This window comes from Aeromonas sp. PrichA-15, from assembly GCF_017939245.1.
Lineage (GTDB): Bacteria > Pseudomonadota > Gammaproteobacteria > Enterobacterales > Aeromonadaceae > Aeromonas > Aeromonas caviae.
On the sequence record NZ_JAGKRH010000372.1, the window covers coordinates 20,226 to 41,766 of the forward strand.

General features: G+C 62.1%; 19 protein-coding genes. 10 read left to right on the forward strand and 9 right to left on the reverse strand.

Features of this window, described 5'->3' with window-relative positions; all coding sequences use genetic code 11:
* Positions 1–136: 136 nt before the first annotated feature.
* On the forward strand, positions 137–466 hold the full coding sequence (locus J9889_RS23515) for a hypothetical protein (protein WP_210558409.1): 330 nt from the start codon (positions 137–139) through the stop codon (positions 464–466).
* A gap of 255 nt (positions 467–721) precedes the next feature.
* Positions 722–2,077 (forward strand): NCS2 family permease, encoded by a 1,356-nt coding sequence (locus J9889_RS23520; protein ID WP_210558411.1) that lies wholly within the window; start codon positions 722–724, stop codon positions 2,075–2,077.
* A gap of 64 nt (positions 2,078–2,141) precedes the next feature.
* On the opposite strand, the gene djlA is transcribed toward J9889_RS23520, so the two are convergent.
* The 3 genes from djlA to J9889_RS23535 are packed head-to-tail and all read right to left on the reverse strand — an operon-like array spanning position 2,142 to position 4,670.
* Positions 2,142–2,957, reverse strand: coding sequence for a co-chaperone DjlA (gene djlA / locus J9889_RS23525; RefSeq protein ID WP_043758302.1), 816 nt, complete (start codon positions 2,955–2,957; stop codon positions 2,142–2,144).
* Positions 2,958–2,976: 19 nt separating this feature from the next.
* Positions 2,977–3,645, reverse strand: a complete 669-nt coding sequence (gene murU, locus J9889_RS23530; protein WP_210558413.1) for an N-acetylmuramate alpha-1-phosphate uridylyltransferase MurU — start codon at positions 3,643–3,645, stop codon at positions 2,977–2,979.
* Positions 3,642–4,670, reverse strand: coding sequence for a phosphotransferase (locus J9889_RS23535; protein WP_210558416.1), 1,029 nt, complete (start codon positions 4,668–4,670; stop codon positions 3,642–3,644). Before J9889_RS23535 ends, murU begins: the two co-directional genes overlap by 4 nt.
* 174 nt (positions 4,671–4,844) lie before the next feature.
* Here J9889_RS23535 and lptD point away from each other — a divergent pair, with 174 nt between their 5' ends.
* Genes lptD through J9889_RS23565 form a run of 6 tightly spaced genes read left to right on the forward strand, consistent with a single transcriptional unit; the run spans position 4,845 to position 11,592 of the window.
* Positions 4,845–7,277 carry an LPS assembly protein LptD gene (lptD, locus tag J9889_RS23540; protein ID WP_210558418.1) on the forward strand — a complete coding sequence of 811 codons (2,433 nt, stop codon included), beginning with the start codon at positions 4,845–4,847 and terminating at the stop codon, positions 7,275–7,277.
* Between the two features lie 30 nt (positions 7,278–7,307).
* Positions 7,308–8,600 carry a peptidylprolyl isomerase SurA gene (gene surA / locus J9889_RS23545; protein ID WP_210558420.1) on the forward strand — a complete coding sequence of 431 codons (1,293 nt, stop codon included), beginning with the start codon at positions 7,308–7,310 and terminating at the stop codon, positions 8,598–8,600.
* Positions 8,600–9,595 carry a 4-hydroxythreonine-4-phosphate dehydrogenase PdxA gene (gene pdxA, locus J9889_RS23550; protein ID WP_210558422.1) on the forward strand — a complete coding sequence of 332 codons (996 nt, stop codon included), beginning with the start codon at positions 8,600–8,602 and terminating at the stop codon, positions 9,593–9,595. Before surA ends, pdxA begins: the two co-directional genes overlap by 1 nt.
* A complete protein-coding gene (gene rsmA, locus J9889_RS23555; RefSeq protein WP_210558424.1) occupies positions 9,585–10,397 on the forward strand; it encodes a 16S rRNA (adenine(1518)-N(6)/adenine(1519)-N(6))-dimethyltransferase RsmA in 813 nt (270 codons plus the stop codon). The genes pdxA and rsmA overlap by 11 nt, the downstream gene beginning before the upstream one ends.
* 4 nt (positions 10,398–10,401) lie before the next feature.
* On the forward strand, positions 10,402–10,764 hold the full coding sequence (gene apaG, locus J9889_RS23560) for a Co2+/Mg2+ efflux protein ApaG (RefSeq protein ID WP_210558426.1): 363 nt from the start codon (positions 10,402–10,404) through the stop codon (positions 10,762–10,764).
* Between the two features lie 6 nt (positions 10,765–10,770).
* A complete protein-coding gene (locus tag J9889_RS23565) occupies positions 10,771–11,592 on the forward strand; it encodes a symmetrical bis(5'-nucleosyl)-tetraphosphatase (RefSeq protein ID WP_210558428.1) in 822 nt (273 codons plus the stop codon).
* A 126-nt stretch (positions 11,593–11,718) separates the two neighbouring features.
* Here J9889_RS23565 and J9889_RS23570 read toward each other — a convergent pair whose 3' ends face one another.
* Positions 11,719–12,204: a 2TM domain-containing protein gene (locus J9889_RS23570; protein WP_041211140.1), complete on the reverse strand. Its 486-nt coding sequence runs from the start codon at positions 12,202–12,204 to the stop codon at positions 11,719–11,721.
* A 183-nt stretch (positions 12,205–12,387) separates the two neighbouring features.
* The gene (locus J9889_RS23575) at positions 12,388–13,377 is read right to left on the reverse strand and encodes a luciferase-like monooxygenase (protein ID WP_010673203.1); all 990 of its coding nucleotides are present in this window, start codon (positions 13,375–13,377) and stop codon (positions 12,388–12,390) included.
* A 216-nt stretch (positions 13,378–13,593) separates the two neighbouring features.
* Here J9889_RS23575 and J9889_RS23580 point away from each other — a divergent pair, with 216 nt between their 5' ends.
* The gene (locus tag J9889_RS23580) at positions 13,594–16,479 is read left to right on the forward strand and encodes an HD domain-containing phosphohydrolase (protein ID WP_210558430.1); all 2,886 of its coding nucleotides are present in this window, start codon (positions 13,594–13,596) and stop codon (positions 16,477–16,479) included.
* Between the two features lie 70 nt (positions 16,480–16,549).
* On the opposite strand, the gene J9889_RS23585 is transcribed toward J9889_RS23580, so the two are convergent.
* From J9889_RS23585 to rplU, 4 genes are all read right to left on the reverse strand, one after another.
* Positions 16,550–17,920, reverse strand: a complete 1,371-nt coding sequence (locus J9889_RS23585) for a YjiH family protein (RefSeq protein WP_010673201.1) — start codon at positions 17,918–17,920, stop codon at positions 16,550–16,552.
* Positions 17,921–18,286: 366 nt separating this feature from the next.
* Positions 18,287–19,489 (reverse strand): Obg family GTPase CgtA, encoded by a 1,203-nt coding sequence (gene cgtA / locus J9889_RS23590; protein ID WP_010673200.1) that lies wholly within the window; start codon positions 19,487–19,489, stop codon positions 18,287–18,289.
* A 178-nt stretch (positions 19,490–19,667) separates the two neighbouring features.
* Positions 19,668–19,925 carry a 50S ribosomal protein L27 gene (gene rpmA, locus J9889_RS23595; RefSeq protein WP_010673199.1) on the reverse strand — a complete coding sequence of 86 codons (258 nt, stop codon included), beginning with the start codon at positions 19,923–19,925 and terminating at the stop codon, positions 19,668–19,670.
* Positions 19,926–19,942: 17 nt separating this feature from the next.
* A complete protein-coding gene (gene rplU, locus J9889_RS23600) occupies positions 19,943–20,254 on the reverse strand; it encodes a 50S ribosomal protein L21 (protein WP_005304210.1) in 312 nt (103 codons plus the stop codon).
* A gap of 242 nt (positions 20,255–20,496) precedes the next feature.
* Here rplU and ispB point away from each other — a divergent pair, with 242 nt between their 5' ends.
* Positions 20,497–21,468: an octaprenyl diphosphate synthase gene (gene ispB / locus J9889_RS23605; RefSeq protein ID WP_043152564.1), complete on the forward strand. Its 972-nt coding sequence runs from the start codon at positions 20,497–20,499 to the stop codon at positions 21,466–21,468.
* Positions 21,469–21,541: the final 73 nt, after the last annotated feature.

A 21,541-nucleotide genomic window follows, 5' to 3' on the forward strand; every position in this document is an offset into this window, starting at 1 on the left:
AAGCAAGGCGGCCTGCCGGACCACACCGACCGGGGACGGCATGGCAAACGCTGTGATGACAAGGGGAGCATGGGCTCCCCTTTTTATCGCCTTCCGGATTACAATCATCCCCTCCTTCACCCAGTGACAACGCGCCATGACCCAGCCCACCGCCCCCAGACTCACCATCCAGATCCGGCTTGAACCCGGTTGCCTGGGGCCGGATGGCAAGCACCACATCGACACCTTCTGCACGGCAGCCAGTCGGGTCTTTGCCGCCATCGAGCCCGAACGGGTTGACTGGGTGCTGATCCCCCGCCATGACAAGCAGTTGCCGGAGCAGGAGTTCCTCATCGAGGGGCGCAAATTGAGCGAGGCCCAGGCCGGCCTGCTGCTGCAGCGCCTGGGGCTGGCACTCGACCCCTTGCTGGAGCAGAGCGACGCCGTGCTCAACCAGCTTATCGAGCGCTACCTGAAGAGCCGTTGATGGCCCCCATAGATAAGGTTCTATCGAGCCCCGTTTTAACGCCTCCCGGAGCAAACGTTTGAATTTTTACTCTATTCATTGATCCGCCTCGCAGATCCGGGGTTTGTAAACCTGGCCGCCTGTGTAAAAATGTGCGCGCTGTCACGGTATCAGGACGAGTCTGGTCATTTCACCGCCAGAAACAGGGCCCTTCACCCCGCATGGATGGGTGCGGCCCCCCTGCTGCTTATTTCACGTTACCCATTGGAATCCAACATGAATCAACCACATCACGCTACCGGGCAGACCGCCAGCCCGGCTGCCGGGCATGGACTGCTCGAGCGCCTGTTTGCCCTGCGCGGTCATGGCACCACGGCCCGCACCGAGGTGATCGCCGGTATCACCACCTTCCTGACCATGGTCTACATCGTGTTCGTCAACCCGCAGATCCTCTCTGCTGCGGGCATGGACACCCAGGCCGTGTTCGTCACCACCTGCCTCATCGCCGGCATCGGCAGCATCCTGATGGGTCTCCTGGCCAACCTGCCCATCGCCCTGGCGCCCGCCATGGGCCTCAACGCCTTCTTCGCCTTCGTGGTGGTGGCCGGCATGGGCTACTCCTGGCAGGTCGGCATGGGCACCATCTTCTGGGGCGCCCTGGGCCTGCTGATCCTCACCTTGCTGCGGGTGCGCTACTGGCTCATCGCCAACATCCCGCTCACCCTGCGAGTCGGCATCACCGCCGGCATCGGCCTGCTCATCGCCCTGCTCGGCCTGCACAACGCCGGCATCGTTGTCGCGAGCCCCGCGACCATGGTGACCGTGGGCAATCTCACCTCCCTGCCCTGCCTGCTGGGGCTGCTGGGCTTCTTCCTGATCTGCATCTTCTCCGCCCGTGGCGTGCACTCCGCCGTGCTCATCTCCATGGTGGTCACCACAGGGCTGGGCTTCCTGTTCGGGGATGTCACCTTCAAGGGCTTCGTCTCCATGCCGCCGAGCATTGCACCGGTCTTCGGCCAGCTGGATCTGATGGGGTCGCTCGACATCAGCCTCGCGGGGATCATCTTCTCCTTTATGCTGGTCAACCTGTTCGACTCTTCCGGCACCCTGATCGGCGTCACCAACCGCGCCAAGCTGGCCGATGACAGGGGTCACTTCCCGCGCATGAAGCAGGCCCTGGTGGTGGATAGCGTGAGCTCCGTCGGCGGCGCTTTTATGGGCACCTCCTCCGTGACGGCGTATATCGAGAGCAGCTCCGGGGTCGCTGTGGGCGGTCGCACCGGCCTGACCGCCATCGTGGTCGGCGTGCTGTTCCTGCTGGCCATCCTCTTCTCCCCGGTCGCCGCCATGGTGCCGGCCTACGCCGCCGCGGGCGCCCTTATCTACGTGGGCGTGCTGATGTGCTCCGAGCTGACCCGGGTGAAGTGGGAAGACCTGACCGAGGCGGTGCCGGCCTTCATGACCGCCGTCATGATGCCGTTCAGCTTCTCCATCACCGAGGGGATCGCCGTGGGCTTCATCTCCTACTGCGTGATGAAGGCGGGCACCGGCCGCTGGCGCGAGATCAACCCCTGCGTGCTGGTGGTGGCCCTGCTGTTCGTGCTCAAGTTTGTCTGGGTCGACAGCCACTAACCCTCGCTTGCCCCCACAAAAAAGCCCGTCATCGACGGGCTTTTTTCATGTCTGGCATCGCCGCTCAGCGGATACCGCGAGCCTCGCGGATCCACTCCCAGGCCTGCTGGATCTCCTGGGCCTTCTCCTTGGCCATCTCCATCATCTCCGGCGGCAACCCCTTGGCGGCCAGCTTGTCCGGGTGATGCTTGCTCATCTCCTTGCGATAGGCGCGCTTGATCTCCTGATCGCTGTCGCTCTCGCTCACCCCGAGCAGCTGATAGGCATCCTTGAGGCGGTCCCGGGAGGGGGGCTCCTGCCGGTATTGCTGCCCCTGCCCACCGCCCTGCTGCTGGCGGTGGAAGAAGTTCATCTGGGCCTCGGCCATCGCCAGGATCCGCGCCAGCTCGATACGGCTGAACCCCAGCTCGTCGGCGATGGTCTGCAGGATGGCGCGCTCGTTGGCCTCCACCTTGCCATCGGCAAAGGCGGCCTGCAGCTGGACCTCGAGGAAGAAGCGCAGAATGTCTCGCTGCCCCTGGCTGGCCTGGCGAAACTCCGCCAGGGTTTCGCGCAGCGGGAAGTCGCTCTCCTTGCCCTGACGGAACGACTCCTGGGCGCGCACGCGCTGCTCACCGGAGAGGCGCATCCTGTCCATCAGGTTGGACGCCACCCGGATCTCGTGTTCGGTGACCTGGCCGCTCGCCTTGGCGATGTGGCCCATGACGGCGAAGGTGGCGTGGAAAAAGACCGCCTGTTGCTGCTGGCTGGGGGCACGGCGGAAGGACATGCCCATGCCCCGATCGAAGCGGTGACCTATCCACAGGCCCAGCAGGGCCCCGAAGATGTTGCCGAGCAGAAAACCGAAGAAGGCGCCAAGCACCTTACCCCAAATACGCATGGTTCAAGACCTCGTGATGTTAATGAGTGCCGGCGAGCAGCTGCTCGTCCAGCGCGCGCAGCCGCTCCACGGTGCCGATGTCCCGCCATTCGCCGGCGAGCAGGCTGCCGCCGACTCTGCCCTGCGCCATCCAGTCCCGCAGCAGGGGCGCCAGCTTGCGGGCGCCCGAGGGCAGGTAGGCAAAGGCGGCGGGGTGGTAGAGACCAATGCCGCTGAAGGTCAGGGCCGGGGCATCCTGCACCCGGCCGGCTTGCAGGGAAAAGTCCCCATCGGGATGCTGGGGGGGATTGGGCACCAGCCAGAGGTGGGCCAGATCGCTCCCCAGGGGCTGACTTACCAGGGTGGCATAGTCGGCATCGATCCAGGTGTCGCCGTTGATCACCAGGAAGGGGTCGCTGCCGAGCAGGGGCAGCGCCTGCACGATGCCGCCAGCGGTCTCCAGCGCGCTCTCCTCTGCCGACCAGCGGATAGACACCCCGAACGCGCTGCCATCGCCGAGAGCCGCCACCAGCTTGTGGCCAAGCCAGGCATGGTTGATGACCAGCTCGCTTATGCCGGCGCGTTTGAGCTTCTCGATATGGTGCACGATGAGGGGTTTGCCTCCCGCCGCCAGCAGCGGCTTGGGCAGACTGTCGGTAAGCGGGCGCATCCGCTCGCCGCGGCCGGCGGCCAGGATCATCGCCTTCATGATGCAGCTCCGTCGGCACGGGCCTCGGCCACCCGGGTCAGACCCGGCAGCACCACCTGCTCCAGCCAGGCACCGAAGCGGACCAGCACGGGATAGCTCTCGCCATGGGTGCGACAGACATCGACCACATAGTCGAGGGTGCGTGGAATGTCTTTGAGGTAGCCGGACTTGCCGTCCCGATGCCAGAGGCGGGTGAAGATCCCCGCCGCCTTGAGGTGGCGCTGCATGCCGGTGAGGTCTGCTGCGCGACGAAACGCGGCATAGTCGAGCCCGCCGAGCAGCTCCGCCTGACGAAGGGTCTCGAAGCCCTGGCGCATGCCCTGCTCGATCACCTCGTCGGGCCAGCGCACGTAACAGTCTTTCAGGAGGGAGACCAGGTCATAACTCAGAGGGCCGATGACCATGTCCTGGAAGTCGATGATGGCGAGCTCGCTCTCGCCCGGGGTCTGCCCACCGCACACCATGAGGTTGCGGCTATGGAAGTCCCGGTGCATCACCCCCTGGGGCTGGGCCAGGTTGTTCGCGGTGAGGCAGGCGAAGGTCTCCGCCAGCAGTTGCTCTTCCTCGGCGCTCAGGGTCAGCTGCAGGTGCTGCCCCAGCAGCCACTCGGGGAAGATGGCGTTTTCCCGGGCCATGAAGGCGGCATCAAAAGGCTCAAGCTCCAGTTCAACAGCGCCGAGACGGGGCAACAGGGCGATGGCCTTGCCATACCAGGCCAGCACGTTGCTCTCGTCCAGGCAGCCGATGAGCTGGGTATCCCCGAGGTCCGTCACCGCCAGCAGTCCGAGATCGTAGTCCACCCCCCTGACCTCGGGCGCCTTCAACCCCACTTCATGCAATGCGACCGCATTGCGAACGAACTCATGATTTTTTTCGGTTTTAGGATTAGCATCCACCCACACCAGACCACCACCGCGGAAGTAACGGCGGAAACTGGCGTCACCGGATATGAGGGTCAACGGAAGGTTGGCATCACCGGAAATCCGGCGTGCCCATTGCAAAAGCAGGGAAGCGCGATCGTGCATGAGTCGGGAACCAAATTGGAAAGCAGCACTTGGCTGTTAGCCCTGGCCGCAATAATGCTTTATCATTGCCGGCTAACATAAAGCAATGACATGCAATGTCAACTCGATGGATCCTGACATAAAATGCATGCCCTGAACTAACCGTTTTTACTACGGATTGCGCGAGCCTTTCACATGACAAAATGGACACTGGGATACTCCTGTCCCATCGCCCTGACCATCAGCCTTGTTCCTGCCGTGAGTCCGCTCATGGTTCAGGCTGCGCCACTCAACGCACCGCCCGCCACCGGGATCCTCGACAGCCTCTGCTATGACTATGTGCCCAAGATAGAGAAACCCACCGCAGGCCAAGATGCCAATGCCCTGCCCGTCGAGGTGGATGCCGATCGCCTGGAGGCCAAGCAGGGCGGCACCGCCGTCTACGAGGGCGATGTCAAGGTTCGTCAGGGGGTGCGCAAGTTCGACTCCGACTACGCCCAGCTCGATCAGAAGAGCCGGGACGTCATCGCCATCGGCAACATCTACTACAACGATGGCCAGATCACGGTCACCAGCGACAAGACCCTCAAGTCCAACCTGGACACCAAGAACTCCGAGCTGGAAGAGGGCAAGTATCAGGTTCACGGCTCACCGGTGCGCGGCTTCGCCGAGAAGGTGACCATGACCAACAACAACCAGAACATCACCCTGGAGGGGGCCCAGTACACCACCTGCCCGCCGGGTCAGGAGGTCTGGACCCTGAAGGCCGGCAGCATCGACATCGACCAGTCCGAGGTGTTCGGAGAAGCCTGGAACGCCAGCCTCTGGCTCTATGACTACCCTGTCTTCTATTTCCCCTACATCAACTTCCCCATCAAGGACGAGCGCAAGACGGGCCTGCTCTACCCGGGTTATACCCAGAGCTCCAAGAACGGCATGGACATCACCCAGCCCTTCTACTGGAACATAGCGCCCAACTACGATGCCACCATCACCTCCCGCTTCATGGACAGACGGGGCCTGATGGAGCAGGTCGAGTTCCGCTACATGCCCGATCCGGCCCACGTGGGGAGCCTCTACTTCGAGAACCTGGCGAACGACAAGCAGTACGACGAGACGGACAGCCTCAACGACCACCTCTCCGACGGCCACCGCTACCTGCTGAGCGCCCGCCATACTTCCATGTTCCAGGACAATGCCTTGCGCGTCTCGGTGGACTACACCAAGGTGCGGGATCAGGACTACAACTACTTCAACGACTTCTCCCCCAAGGTGGGGACCCAGGTCGACAACCAGCTGCAACAGTCCCTCAAGGCCGGCTACTACCAGCAGAACTGGAACCTCGATGCCGAGGTGCGCACCTACCAGATCCTGCTGGCCAGCGCCCAGCAGCCCCACGAGCTGATGCCGCGCATCAACCACAACTACTACCAGCAGGGGAGCTGGTACGATCTGGCCTGGAACACCGAACTGACCAACTTCGGCTACAACAACGATCAGGCCATCGCGCAGAACCAGGGGGAGGCCTACACCGGGACCCGCTTCCACACGGCGCCCACCCTGACCATCCCGCTCATCGACGAAGCCGGTTACTTCCTCGACAGCCAGTACAAGCTGATGTACACCCGTTACGATCAGACGGTACCGGACAACATGAGCAGCACCTTCACCAACCGCTTCACCCCGGTAGGCGGGGGGGATGTCACGCTGGAAGAAGGCACCATCACCCGGGTGCTGCCCTCTTTCCGTCTCAAGGGGGGTATGACCTTCGAGCGTGATCAGCAGTGGTTTGGCGAGGGCGCCAACCAGACCCTGGAGCCGGAGTTCCAGTACCTCTACATCCCCTACAAGGATCAGGACAACATCGGGGTCTACGACTCCACCACCATGCGCCAGGACTACTACAGCCTGTTCAGCGATCGCCGCTACGCCGGTCTGGACCGGATCAGCGACTCCAATCGTCTCTCCCTGGGGGTCACGACCCGCATTTATGATCCGGCCGGGGATGAACGAATCCGGCTGGCCGTTGCCCAAGCCTTCGACTTCGTGGCCCCCAGGGTCAAGCTCTACAGCAGCGACGAGCTGAGCACCAATACCCGCTCGCCCCTGTCGTTCGAGGGGGACGCCAAGATCAACGAGCAGTGGTACGCCCATGCCGGGGCACAGTATGACGTGGAACAGCGCCAGATAAGCTCTGCCAACAGCGCCCTGGAGTACCGCCACGAGAAGCTGATCAGCCAGCTGAACCACCGCTTCGTGCGCGATGCCAACTACGACCTCGACAACAAGGGACAGGTCACGGATCTCAACCAGATCGGCCTGCTGCTGACCACGCCCCTGAACGACCAGTGGCACCTCTACGGGGGTTACTATCAGGAGCTCAACCAGAACGTCAAAGTGGACCGCAAGGTGGGCCTGAAGTACGACTCCTGCTGCTGGAGCATCAACTTCAACCTGGAGTGGGTCAACACACCGGATAACGTGAATCTGGAACCGACTTCGGAGCGCAGTTTCGGCATTCAATTTGAAATGAAAGGATTGGGTAGCGTGGGTACCGGCGCCAAGGGCACCTCCCTGGACACCGAAGCACTGCCTTACATTCGTCCGTTTAACCTGCGAGACCAATAACCGGTCTGGCAAACGCCTTGAGAGATGGATATGAAGAAGACGTTGATTTCCCTGCTGACCGCAGGCCTGTTCGGTGTCATGAGCCAGGGCGCCTTCGCCGCCCCCGAGCTGATGGACAAGGTGCTGGCCGTGGTCAACAAGGACGTGGTGCTGGCCAGTCAGCAGGAAGCCCTGGTACAGAAGGTGAAGACATCCGCCCAGGAGAGTGGCCAGTCCCTGCCCGATGACGTCACCCTGCGCAAGCAGGCGCTGGACCGCCTGATCCAGGAGAGCCTGCAGCTGCAACTGGCGGAGCGCCAGGGGCTCAAGATCAGTGACACCCAGCTGGAGCAGGCCATCCAGAGCATCGCCGCCGACAACAAGATGACCCTGGAGCAGCTGCGTGCCCAGCTGGATCGGGAAGGGCTGACCTATGCCCAGTACCGGGAAGAGGTGCGTCGCGAGATCCTGATGAACGAAGTCCGCCGCAGCCAGGTGCGTCGCCGCATCAACATCTCCGATCAGGAGGTCAAGCAGGTGGTCGAGGCGCTGAGCAAGCAGGGCCAGCAGCAGACCGAGTTCCATATCGGCCACATCCAGGTTGCCCTGCCGGATAACCCGAATGCCGAACAGCTCAACGCCGCCAAGGCCAAGATCGAACGCATCCTCGCCGCCCTGAAAGAGGGGGCGGATTTCCGCAAGCTGGCCATCGCCGAGAGTAACGGTCCCAAGGCCCTGGAAGGGGGTGACTGGGGCTGGATGAGCCCGCAGGAGATGCCCACCCTGATGGCCGAAGCGGTACAGGGCGCCAAGAAAGGCGACATCGTCGGCCCGCTGCGCTCCGGTGCCGGTCTGCACATCGTCAAGATCTTCGACACCAAGGGTCAGCAGCAGGTGATGCAGACCGAGGTGAAGGCCCGTCACATCCTGATCAAGCCCTCCATCATCCTGAGCGAGGAGAAGGCCAAGAGCACCCTGGACGGCATCCTGCACGACATCAAGAGCGGCAAGGCGAGCTTCGCCAGCATGGCGGAGAAGTACTCCGAGGATCCGGGTTCTGCGGTACAGGGCGGCGAGCTGGGCTGGTCTGATCCCAATGTCTACGTGCCGGAGTTCCGCGACATGGTGGGCCGCCTGCAACCTGGCCAGATCAGCGAACCCTTCCGCACCACCCACGGCTGGCACATCGTCCAGCTGGAGGATCGCCGCAGCCAGGACGCCACCGGCAAGGCCCAGGAGCAGCGAGCCTACCAGCTCATCTTCAACCGCCGCTTCGCCGAAGAGTCCCAGTCCTGGCTGGATGAGCTGCGCGACGAAGCCTACATCCAGATCGAACCGAACTGATGAGCTGTCATCGTCTTGCCATCACCCCGGGTGAGCCGGCGGGCATAGGCCCGGATCTGGTGCTGCACATCGCCCAGCGGGACTGGCCCCATCAACTGGTGGTGATCGCCGATCCCGCTCTGTTGCAAGAGCGGGCAGCCCTGCTGGGGCTGTCTGTCGAGCTGGAACCCTACGACGCCACGGCCCCTGCCCGTCCCCAGCGGGCGGGTACCCTGAGCATCTGCGCCGTGCCCCTTGGCGCCCCTGCTGTGCCGGGCATGCTCGACGAAGGCAACGGCGCCTATGTGCTGGCCACCCTGCAGCGCGCCTGCGTCGGCAACCTGAGCGGCGAGTTTGCCGCCGTGGTGACCGGACCGGTGCACAAGGGGATCATCAACCAGGCGGGCGTGTCGTTCAGCGGCCACACCGAGTTCTTCGCCCAGCAGTCCGACACCGCCGACGTGGTGATGCTGCTGGCCACCGAAGGGCTGCGGGTGGCGCTTGCAACCACCCACATCCCGCTGGCCTATGTGGCCAAGGCCATCACAGAGGAGCGCCTTGGCAAGGTGATCCGCATCCTGGATGCGGATCTCAAGCGCAAGTTCGGCATCGAACAGCCCCGGATTTACGTCTGCGGCCTCAACCCCCACGCCGGGGAAGGGGGCCACCTCGGTCGTGAAGAGATCGAGGTGATCGAACCCGCTCTGGCCGCTCTGCGCCAGGAGGGGATCGATCTCGTCGGCCCCCTGCCGGCCGATACCCTGTTCCAGGACAAATACCTCAAGGATGCGGATGCGGTACTCGCCATGTACCACGACCAGGGGCTGCCCGTGCTCAAGTACAAGGGCTTTGGCAACTCGGTCAACATCACCCTCGGACTTCCATTCATCCGTACTTCGGTGGATCACGGCACTGCGCTGGATCTGGCAGGCAAGGGCCTGGCCGATCCCGGCAGCCTGATCACCGCGATCAACCACGCCATCCAGATGGTAGAGAAAAAAAGATATGAGCAGTAAGGTGCACATGGGCCACACGGCCCGTAAGCGTTTCGGTCAGAACTTCTTGCACGACCGTTATGTGATCGACCAGATAGTGGCCGCCATCAACCCCCAGCCAGGTCAGAACCTGGTGGAGATCGGGCCGGGTCTGGCGGCGCTGACCGAACCGGTCGCCGCCCAGATGGACAAGATGACCGTGGTCGAGCTGGACCGGGATCTCGCCGCACGCCTGCGCGAGCACCCCACTCTTAAAGACAAGCTGACCGTCATCGAGGCCGATGCCATGCGCTTCGACTTCAGCACCCTGATGGGGGAAGGCAAGGGGCCGCTTCGTATCTTCGGCAACCTGCCCTACAACATCTCCACCCCGCTCATCTTCCACCTGTGCGAGTTCGCCGATCGGGTCGAAGACATGCACTTCATGCTGCAAAAAGAGGTGGTACTGCGTCTGGCCGCCGGTCCGGGCAGCAAGGCCTATGGCCGCCTGAGCGTGATGACCCAGTACTACTGCCAGGTGATCCCGGTGCTGGAAGTGGGCCCTGGCGCCTTCAAGCCGGCACCCAAGGTGGACTCCGCCGTGGTACGCCTAGTGCCGCACAAGAACCCGACCATAGTCGCGAAGGATATCCGCTGCCTGAACCGGGTCTGCACCGAGGGCTTCGGCCAGCGTCGCAAGACCATCCGCAACAGCTTCGCCAACTTCATCACAGACGCCCAGCTGACCGAGCTTGGCATCGATGGCAACCTGCGCCCGGAGAACCTCTCCCTCGAGCAGTTCGTCACGATCGCCAACTGGCTGGCCGATCAGCAGCAGGCCTGATCCCATGACGAAAGCCCGGATCCTGGTCCGCCCCCACCCCAGCTATGTGTCAGGGACGGCAGACCCTTACCATTTTCTCTATCGCATCGAGATAGAGAACCTGGGTCCGGGCACGGTGCAGCTGCTGCATCGACGCTGGCTCATCACGGACGCCAATGGCAAGATGCAGGAAGTGGAAGGGCCCGGGGTCGTCGGTGAACAACCCCTGATCGCCCCAGGCGAGACCTTTACCTACCAGAGCGGCGTGCCGCTCGCCACGCCGCTCGGCGTGATGGAAGGCAGTTACATCCTGCAAGATGAATCTGGCCAGCAATTCGAGGCGCCCATCGCCCCCTTCACACTGGCCATTCCAAACATTATCAACTGAGGTTTCATGGCGAACTGTTTCGTCGGCGATATCCAGGGCTGCTACGACGACTTGCGCCGCCTGCTGGATCTTGCCGAGTTCGACTTCGATAACGACGTGCTCTGGCTGTGCGGTGATCTCGTCGCCCGCGGCCCGGACTCTCTCAACACCCTGCGCTTCGTCAAGTCACTGGGACAACAGGCCGTGACCGTGCTCGGCAACCACGACCTGCACCTATTGGCCGTGGCCCACGGGGTCGCGCCCCTCAAGAAGAAGGACAAGCTGCAGGAACTGATGGAAGCACCGGATCGGGACGAGCTGCTGGAGTGGCTGCGCCACCGGCCGCTGCTGGCTGAGCACCCCGATCTGCCCATCATGATGATCCACGCCGGTCTCTCCCCCGCCTGGGATGCCCACACCGCTCGCAGCTGTGCGCGGGAAGTGGAGACCCTGCTGCGCGGGGATCAGTACAGCTGGCTGCTGCACAATATGTACGGCGACCAGCCGGACAGCTGGGACGAGGGTCTGCTGGGGATAGAGCGCTACCGCTACATCATCAACAGTTTCACCCGCATGCGCTTTTGCTACTTCGATGGCCGGCTCGACTTCAAATGCAAGAAGGGCCCCACCGAATCGACCCCGGGCCTGCGCCCCTGGTTCGAGCAGCGCGAGCACCATGTGGATGACCCCATCCTGGTGTTTGGCCACTGGGCGGCGCTGATGGGCAAGACCGGCAAGGACGACATCAAAGGGCTGGATACCGGCTGCGTCTGGGGCAACAGTCTCACCCTGTGGCGCTACGAGGACGACGCCCTGATCGCCACCCCCTGCCCGGCCTATGCCAAGTAGAGCGGCTCTTTGCGGAACATGGGAATGATCCGCCGTTGAGAGGAGAGCAATGCCCTCTCCTGCGAAATGGAGCTGAAAACAGAACGGGCCCGGCAATGCCGGGCCCGTTTTTTCATGATGAGCGGATCAGAGCCTGCGCCCCAGCCGTTTCTCGACCTGGCGCCGCTCCCATTCCGGGCCAAACAGCTTGAAGGGCTGAAACAGGTTGATGGCGTGGGAAGCCAGCCCCAACCCCCAGCCCAGCATGGGCCACCAGGCCCAGATATAATCCGGGTTGCTCAGGTAGTTGATGACAAACAGCCCCCCTATCACCAGCACATAGCTCATGAGGTGGCCGTAGAAGCCCCTGAGCCCCTCCACGAACTTCATCGCCTCCCGCTCATCCCGCGCCACCTGCACGCGTCCCCGATCTTCGCCCTCATTCCCTTTCATCTCGCTCTCCTGCAGTTGGGTCACATCGAGCTCGAAGACGGCGGCCAGGGCCTTGAGGGATTCCAGTCCGGGTTGCTGGCCCTGCTCTATTCGCTGAATGGTGCGAACGCTCAGGCCAGTGAGGGTCGCCAGCTGTTCCTGGGACCATCCCCGTTGCAATCTCAACTTCCTGACGATCATCTTGCGCTCCTTGTGGTGATTGACAGGGCCAGCATAGGGAAAGGGGATGAGAGGCGACACGACAGATGGCCGACACTCCCCTGACTTCCTTTAAAAATCATAAGCTTAATACCACGCAACCGTGGCTTTTGCGCCCCGAGCAGCCAGGCTTGGCGTGCCGCTGGCGGCCAGGCGTCGCGGGGGTTACAACCCCTGCATCAGCTCGGCACCAATCTCGAAGGAGCGCAGGCGCGCCTGATGATCGACGATGGGGCCGTTGAACATCAGCTCGTCCGCTCCGGTCTCTGCCAGCAGAGCCTTGAGGCCGTGGCGTACCCGATCCGGCTCCCCCACCAGGGAGCGAGCCAGGGTCTGCTCCATCGCCATCAATTCGCGGGGAGACCACTCATCCCCCAGCGTCTGCACCGGCAGTGGCAGCTTGCCGGCATCCCCCCGGTAGAGACGCAGGAACTGCTGCTGCAGGGTGGTGAACAGGAAGCGGGCCTCACGATCGGTGTCGGCGGCGATCAGATTGACGCACACCACCGCATGGGGTTTGGGCCAGCGGGCAGAGGGACGGTATTGGGTACGGTAGATCTCCAGCGCCTGCAGCAACATGGCGGGAGCGAAGTGGGAAGCAAAGCCGAACGGCAACCCCATGGCCGCTGCCAGTTGGGCACTGTAGAGGCTGGATCCCAGCAGCCAGATGGGCACATGGAGTCCCTGACCCGGCACCGCCTGCACGGCGCCGACCTCGTCGCCAAAATAACTCATCAGTTCGCGCACATCCGCCGGGAAGTCATCCACCTCGCCGCTGCGCTGGCGGCGCAGCGCCTGCATGGTGCGCTGATCGCTGCCAGGGGCGCGGCCCAGGCCGAGATCGATGCGATCCGGATAGAGGGAACTCAGCGTACCGAACTGCTCCGCAATGACCAGGGGGGAGTGGTTCGGCAACATGATGCCGCCAGCCCCGAGCCGCAACGTCGTGGTACCCCCGGCCAGGTGGCCAATCAACACCGCTGTGGCGGCGCTGGCAATGCCCGGCATGTTGTGGTGCTCCGCCAGCCAGTAGCGATGGTAACCCCAGCGCTCCGCATGGCGAGCCAGATCCAGCGAGTGGCGAAACGACTCGGCCGGCAGACCACCTTCGGGAACGGGCACCAGATCCAGCACGGAATAGGGGACGACAGACATGGGACACTCCATTGGTTCACAGGGCGTTTATCAGGGGAGCAATGTAGCACGAGATATCTGAACGAATCATCTCACCACAGGGCAAGGGCGCAGCGCGAAGGCTGGCTGTTGATTTGGGGCTGAAGAGCGCAAGATCGAGTCCTAGGCTTTTTGTCATCCAGCAAGCACACTGTTAGGTGACCAATACGGCGATCGCCAGGGGACAAGGATCCGTCCATGACAAACGCAAGTCTCAGTCGCAGACCCTTTTACGTACACATTGCCACCCTTTTCATCCTGCTCTTCTCCTTGCTGGGGGGCGCCCTCATCGTGCTGCAGTTCCAGCAGGGCATGCAGCAGGGGCTGGAGCACGAACGTCAGAGCTTCCAGCAATACCGGGAGCAGCTTGCCCTCGCCATCAAGCTGAACCAGCGACCAGCCCACATGTCCCTGAATCTGCTGCGCAGCGGCCAGCTGTCTGCCATGACAGACCTCGAGACGCGGCTCGCCTTCCTGCCCCAGCTGGCGGAAGTACTGGCCAACAGCACCAGTTACGGCGCCATCTATGCCGGTTACGAGGACGGCGATTTCTTTCTGGTTCGCAAGCTGACCGAACGGGCGAGAGGGGCGCTGGAGGCGCCTCCGCCCGAGAGCCGCCTGCTGGTCCAGAGCCTGCATCAGGGACAGGGAGAGTTCCTCTATTTCGACCAGCGGCTGCGGCTGCTGGAGCGGCGCCCCATGCCGGACTACCGTTTCGATCCGCGAGATCGGGGCTGGTACAAGGAGGCGCGCTGGAGCACGGGCATCATAGTGACCCACCCCTACCTCTTCTTCACTACCCGGGAGCCAGGCATGACACTGGCGGTGGAGAGCGACGATCGCCGGGCGGTGATCGGGCTCGATGCGGGCGTGGAGGGACTCTCTTCCCTCATCGGCGAGTTGCCCCTGCCCGGTCACAGCCAGCTGGTGCTGTTTGACGAGGTCGGGACCCTGCTGGCCACGGATCCCGAGCGCCTTCCAAGCTTCGAGCAACTGAGCCGCCTGCCCATGCTGTCGGCCCTCAATCACCCCATTCTCACCAGGCTGCAACAGGAGATGGCTGCGCGGCCTGCCCTGCTGCATCACCCCGCCGAGCTGACCCTGGCAACGGTTCAGGGTCAGGAGTGGCTGGTCAACCTCTCCTCCCTCGGGGAAGAGTCTCCGTTTTATCTCGCCCTCCTGGTGCCCACCGAGGTGCTCACCGCCCCGGCGCGCCAGGATGCGCTGCACAATCTCGCCTGGGCCCTTGCCGGTCTGCTGCTCCTGCTGCCCGTCATCTGGCTGGCCGCCCGGCGCACTGCCGCCCCCTTGCTGGTATTGACCGGGGAGGCTGAGCGGATCCAGCACTTCGACTTTGGCGAAAGCCCGGGGCCGGATTCGGCGATCCGCGAAATTGACGACCTCGCCCGCGCCATGTCCAGCATGCGCCTGACCCTCGGCAATTTCATGAACATGGGCCGGGCGCTGGCGGCAGAGCATCGCTTCGATTCGTTGCTCAGCCGCATCCTGCACGAGACGGTGGCGGCAGCCCAGGCCGAGGGCGGCTGCCTATTCCTGGCCCAGGAGAGCGGGATGCAGGCCGTTCACGCCATCTGGCAGGGGCAGCCGCTGGCGTGCGAACAGGTACAGTGGCAGGCGGCGCTGCTCGGCGGTCTCTACCACACGGAGCGCCTCTGCCTGCCCCTCGACGAGGCACAGTGGGCCCGCTTCCTCACCGACTGGGGCCCTTTCCCCGGTGCCTGCCAACTGCTGGTCGAGCCCCTTCACAACCACCGTCAGGAGCTGATCGGCTGCCTGCTGCTGATCCTGCCAGACTGCTCGGCCCGCGAACTGGCCTCGCGCATCAGCCTCATCGAGGCGCTGGCGGGCACCTCCTCTTCCGCTATCGAAAACCAGCGCCTGCTGGAGGAGCAGAAGCAACTGCTGGAAGCCTTCATCGAGCTCATCGCCGGTGCCATCGATGCCAAGAGCCCCTACACCGGCGGCCACTGCCAGCGGGTGCCGGAACTGGCCAGGATGCTGACCCAGGCTGCCTGCGCACAGCAGACGGGGCCCTTTGCCGATTTCCGGCTCAACGAAGAGGAGTGGGAGGCCATCCATATCGCGAGCTGGCTGCACGACTGCGGCAAGGTCACCACCCCGGAGTTCGTGGTGGACAAGGCGACCAAGCTCGAGACCATTTACGACAGGATCCACGAGGTCCGCACCCGCTTCGAGGTGCTCAAGCGGGATGCCCACATCGAGGCGCTCTGCAGCCTGCTGCCCCCATCCGGGCAGCAGGCCGCCCTCGAGGCTGTAACCCCCCTCTGGCACACCCTGGATCAGGAGTTCGCCTTCGTGGCCGAGTGCAATCTGGGGGGCGAGTGGATGGCGCCGGAGAAGCTCGCCAGGCTGGATACCATTGCCAGCCGCACCTGGTTGCGCACTCTGGACGATCGGCTCGGCATCAGTCAGGAGGAGCGCAAGCGCCACCAGGAGGCCCCCTCTCCCCTCCCCTGCCGAGAGTCGCTGCTCGCCGACAAGGCGGTCCATCTCATCCCTCGCCCCGAGCACGACAATCTCGCCCGACACAACCCATGGGGCTTCAAGGTGCGGGTGCCCACCCACCTCTACAACAGGGGGGAGCGCTACAACCTCGCCATCGGCCGGGGCACCCTCACCGAAGAGGAGCGCTACAAGATCAACGATCACATCATCCAGACCATACGCATGCTGGAGAAGCTTCCTTTCCCCCGCCATTTGCGCAAGGTGCCGGAGATTGCGGGGGGCCATCACGAGCGGATGGACGGCACGGGCTATCCGCGCCAGTTGCAAGGGGGGCAGATGAGCATTCCAGCCCGCATCATGGCCATTGCAGACATCTTCGAGGCGCTGACGGCGAGCGATCGCCCCTACAAGTCTGGCAAAACGGTCTCCCAGTCCCTGACCATCATGGTGAAGATGGTGCAGGAACAGCACATAGACCCGGCCCTGTTTGCCCTCTTCATCGAGAGCGGCATCTGGCGGGACTACGCCAGACGCTTCCTCGCCCCCGAGCAGCTGGACGAGGTCGAATGCCAGGCCCTGCTGGCAGGATCACACTGACCTTCCGCTGGCACTCGCCCATAAAAAAACGGTCAACCCGGGTTGACCGTTTTTCGTTCCACTTCGCCCCTTAGAACAGCAGGTGCGCCACACCGGCAATCACCGGCAGGGTGACCAGGGTGCGCAGCAGGAAGATGACGAACAGCTCCCACAACTTGACCGGGATCTTGCTGCCCAGCAACAGAGCGCCCACTTCCGACATGTAGATAAGCTGGGTGACCGACATGGCGGCGATCACGAAGCGGGTGATGTCGCTCTCGATAGTGGAGGCCAGCACCGCCGGGATGAACATGTCGGCGAAGCCCACCATGATGGTCTTGGAAGCGGCTTCCGCCTCCGGCAGTTGCAGCAGCTCGAGCAAAGGCACGAAGGGCGCCCCCAGCCAGTTGAACACCGGGGTGTGCTCCGCCAGCATCAGGGCACAGGTCCCGACGGCCATCACCACCGGCAGCACGCCAAACACCATGTCCAGGGCGTTTTTCACCCCTTCACGCGCCACGGCGCCGAGATCCGTCATGCTGTCGGCCTTGGTCAGGGCACGATGGTAGCCGTAGCTCAGTACGCTGTGCTGATGGGGGATGGCCTCCTGCTTGCGGCACAGGGGAGTACCGTCGCTGTAGACATCCTTCTTCCAGGAGAGCGGCGGCAGGCGCGGCACCACGATGGCGGCCACCACACCGGCCAGGCAGACGGTCAGGTAGAAGGGGACGAACATGTGCTCCAGCTTCACCTGGGAGATCACCACCAGACAGAAGGTGATGGAGACGGCGGAGAACGTGGTACCGATGACGGCCGCTTCCCGCTGGGTGTAAAACTTGCCTTCATACTGCTTGCTGGTCAGCAGGATCCCGACGCTGCCATCACCGAGCCAGGAGGCGAAACAGTCCACCGCAGAACGACCCGGCAGACGGAACACCGGACGCATGATGCGGGTCATCATGGTACCGACAAACTCCAGCAGACCAAAATCCAGCAGCAAGGGCAGCAGCAGGCCCGCAAAGATGAAGACGGAGAACAGTACCGGCAACAGATCATGCAGCACCAGGCCGCCGGTCGCCCCTGAGCGCAGCACCTCGGGACCGGCTTCAAAGAAGGTCAACAGCACGAAGACCCCGCCCAGCACCCGCACGCACGCCCAGAAGGGGGAGACGTTGAACAGGCTGTTGAGGAAGGGGCGTTTTACCAGGATCGCCGGTTTGAACAGCCAGGCGATCAGGGTCATCAGCATGGTGGTGGTGATGATGGCGCTGACCATGGCCACCAGATGATCGGCAAACACCGTTTGAACCAGCTTCGCCAGCACGGCGACGGGAATGGTGACATTGCCGTCATAGATGACCGGGGTCATGAACAGCAGGATCCCGATCAGTGACGGGATCAAAAACATCAGCACGTTGCGGCGAGTACGGATTGCCGGTGCTTCCAGGGTCTTTTCCAACATATAAACAGCCTTAAATGTGACTTTTCCTTCAGCCGGGCCGCCTGCATACTCATGCCCTCGCCCGGAAAACGGGCGCAAGAATAACCCAAAAAACTGCACAAACAAGCCGTTAATTGATCATTTCAAGCATAAATATTTTATCAGGCGAACCATCCATAAGAACAAACCAAAACAGTCATGCATATCGATTCAATTTGAATGGTTAGCATAATGTTTCATACAGGTTACATTCAGGTGCGCAGTATAATCCGCAGCCACTGTCAGGCAATAAGAGACATGAAAAATATATCTATAGGGTGATCCCGTCGATCGTCCCATAAAAAAACCGGAGCCTGTCTGGCTCCGGTCTTGTCACGAACATGATGCTCAATCGCGAACGTAAATGACTTCGACGCCGTCGTCGTCCTCATCGTCCCAGTCGTCATCGTCCAGGCCATCATCGAAGGCCTTGGACGCGGCCAGGGCATCGGCTTCCGCCTTGGCAAGCTGGTTCTTGTGATAGTCGTCCCACTTGAACTCCACCTTCTCGATGGCGTCTCTGGCATCTTCCGCCAGCTGACGGGGCATGGTGTCCAGCAGATCCAGGATGTCGTAGCACACCTTCTTGGTGCCTTCCTTGCTGATGGCGGTGATGGCGTAGACCGGACCTTCGTGGTTGAGGGCTGCCTTGACTCTGTCCATCACTTCCTGAGCCTCTTCTTCCAGGATCAGGTCCATCTTGTTGAACACCAGCCAGCGCGGCTTGCCCGCAAGCTCGGGGCTGTATTTTTCCAGCTCCCGGACGATGGTCACGGCGTTCTCGGCAGGATCGGAGCCATCCACCGGGCAGATGTCCACCAGGTGGATCAGGACGCGGCAACGCTCCAGGTGCTTGAGGAAGCGGATACCCAGGCCTGCTCCCTCGGCAGCCCCTTCGATGAGGCCGGGAATGTCGGCAATGACGAAGGAGCGGGAGTTTTCACCGCGTACCACACCCAGGTTCGGTACCAGGGTGGTGAAGGGGTAGTCTGCCACTTTCGGACGGGCCGCAGAAACGGCGCGAATGAAGGTGGACTTGCCTGCGTTGGGCAGACCCAGCATGCCGACATCCGCCAGCAGCAGCAGCTCCAGCCTCAGGGTACGCACTTCACCCGGGGTGCCGTTGCTCTTCTGGCGCGGCGCCCGGTTGACCGAGCTCTTGAAGCGGGTGTTGCCAAGGCCGTGGAAGCCGCCCTTGGCAACCAGCAGCTTCTGATCGTGACTGGTCAAATCCCCCAGCAGTTCGCCGGTGTCTTCATCGGTGGCGCGGGTGCCGACCGGTACTCGCAGGATCTTGTCCTTGCCGCGACGACCGGTACAGTTGGCACTCTGGCCGTTCTCGCCACGCTCGGCGGCGTGGAAGCGCTCGAAACGGTAGTCGATCAGGGTGTTCAGGTTTTCATCGGCCACCAGATACACGTCGCCACCATCACCGCCGTCACCGCCGTCCGGGCCGCCGTTCGGGATGTACTTCTCGCGGCGGAAGCTCACACAACCGTTACCACCGTCACCGGCATCGACTCGAATCTGGACTTCATCAACAAACTTCATAGGTAACCGTCACCTTAATTCGAAAAACCGATACGCAATTATAGTGATACGGGCCCCTTCGGGCGAGGCGCATCTGGCCGATGAGGGCGCTCATCCGCGTGCCGTTTTTTCGTCAAACTCATCAGAAAAACAAAAGCCCCGCCAGGTTGGCGGGGCTTCGGATCCTTGCGGTCCGTAATTACTCAGCAACGATGCTGACGTACTTACGATTCTGCGGACCTTTAACTTCGAACTGCACTTTACCGTTCGCGGTAGCGAACAGAGTGTGGTCCTTGCCCAGACCAACGTTCTCACCAGCGTGGAACTTGGTGCCGCGCTGACGAACGATGATGCTGCCAGCCAGAACTGTTTCGCCGCCGAAACGCTTCACGCCCAGGCGTTTAGCTTCAGAATCGCGACCGTTGCGGGATGAACCGCCAGCTTTTTTGTGTGCCATCTATCGGACTCCTCTAATTAAGCGCTGATGCCAGTGATTTTGACTTCAGTGAACCACTGACGGTGGCCCGCTTGCTTACGGTGGTGCTTACGACGACGGAACTTGACGATAGTCACTTTCTCGCCACGGCCGTGAGCCACAACTTCAGCCACAACCTTGCCACCTTCAACGAAAGGAGCACCTACTTTGAAAGTGTCGCCTGCAGCAACCATCAGCACTTCGTTGAAGTCGATGGTAGCGCCAGTCTCAACGTTCAGCTTTTCCAGACGAACGATTTGACCTTCGGCCACACGGTGTTGTTTTCCGCCGCTTTGGAATACCGCGTACATTTGATTAACTCCGTAAAGGCGTGTCTTTTGCTCAAGGCCAGACACGCACAAAAACCTATAACAATGGGCGGGCATTCTACGCAGAACGATTTGCCGAGGCAAGGCCAATTTAGCAAAAAGTTTATTTTGTGCGCATATCTGCCCCCGTGAATAAACGCCTAACTGTAACCCATTGTGAAATCGTGTAGAATCCCCGCCATTGCTAAAAACGCAGTAAATGCTGCCGTCACGTTACGAGACTTATGGACCAACAGACTATCCGTGCGCTCTGTGCCGCCGACATGACGGCGGTCAATGAACTGATCCTGGCGAGACTCCAGTCCGATGTCAGCCTGATCAACCAGCTGGGTTTCTATATTGTCAGTGCAGGCGGAAAACGGATGCGCCCCATGCTGACCGTGATGGCCGCACGCGCACTGGGCTATGAGGGTGAAGATCACCTGAAACTGGCCGCCATCATCGAATTCATTCACACCTCCACCCTGCTGCACGACGACGTGGTCGACGAATCCGACCTGCGCCGCGGCCGAGAAACCGCCAACGCCCTGTTTGGCAACGCCGCCAGCGTTCTGGTGGGTGACTACCTCTACAGCCGCTCCTTCCAGATGATGAGCGAACTCTCCAACCTGAAGGTGATGGAGATCCTCTCCGATGCCACCAACACCATCGCCGAAGGGGAAGTGCTGCAGCTGATGAACTGCAACGATCCGGATACCACGGAAGAGAGCTACATGACGGTCATCTACTGCAAGACCGCCAAGCTGTTTGAAGCCGCGACCCGACTCGCCGCCGTGCTGACCCATCAGCCCGAGCCCGTCGAGCAGGCCATGACCGACTACGGCAAGTACCTGGGTACCGCGTTCCAGATCATCGACGACGTGATGGACTACTGCTCCCAGAGCGAGGAGATGGGCAAGAACGTGGGTGACGATCTGGCCGAAGGCAAGCCGACCCTGCCGCTGTTGCGCGCCATGGAAGTGGGTACCCCGGAAGAGCGTCAACTGGTGCGCGATGCCATCGAGCACCGCAACGGTATGGATCACCTGGAGCGTATTCTGGGCATCCTGGATCGCACCGGAGCTCTCGAATACTCCCGCCAGCGAGCTCGGGAAGAGGCTGACAAGGCCATCGACGCCCTCGCCATCCTGCCTGACTCCCGGCACAAGCAAGCGCTGGAGACCCTGGCCCACATGGCGGTGCAGCGCAGCGCCTGATGCCAGCCGGCCGACAATAAAAAAGAGGCCCTCTGGCCTCTTTTTTATTGTCTGAATTCGCCGTGCCACTGTC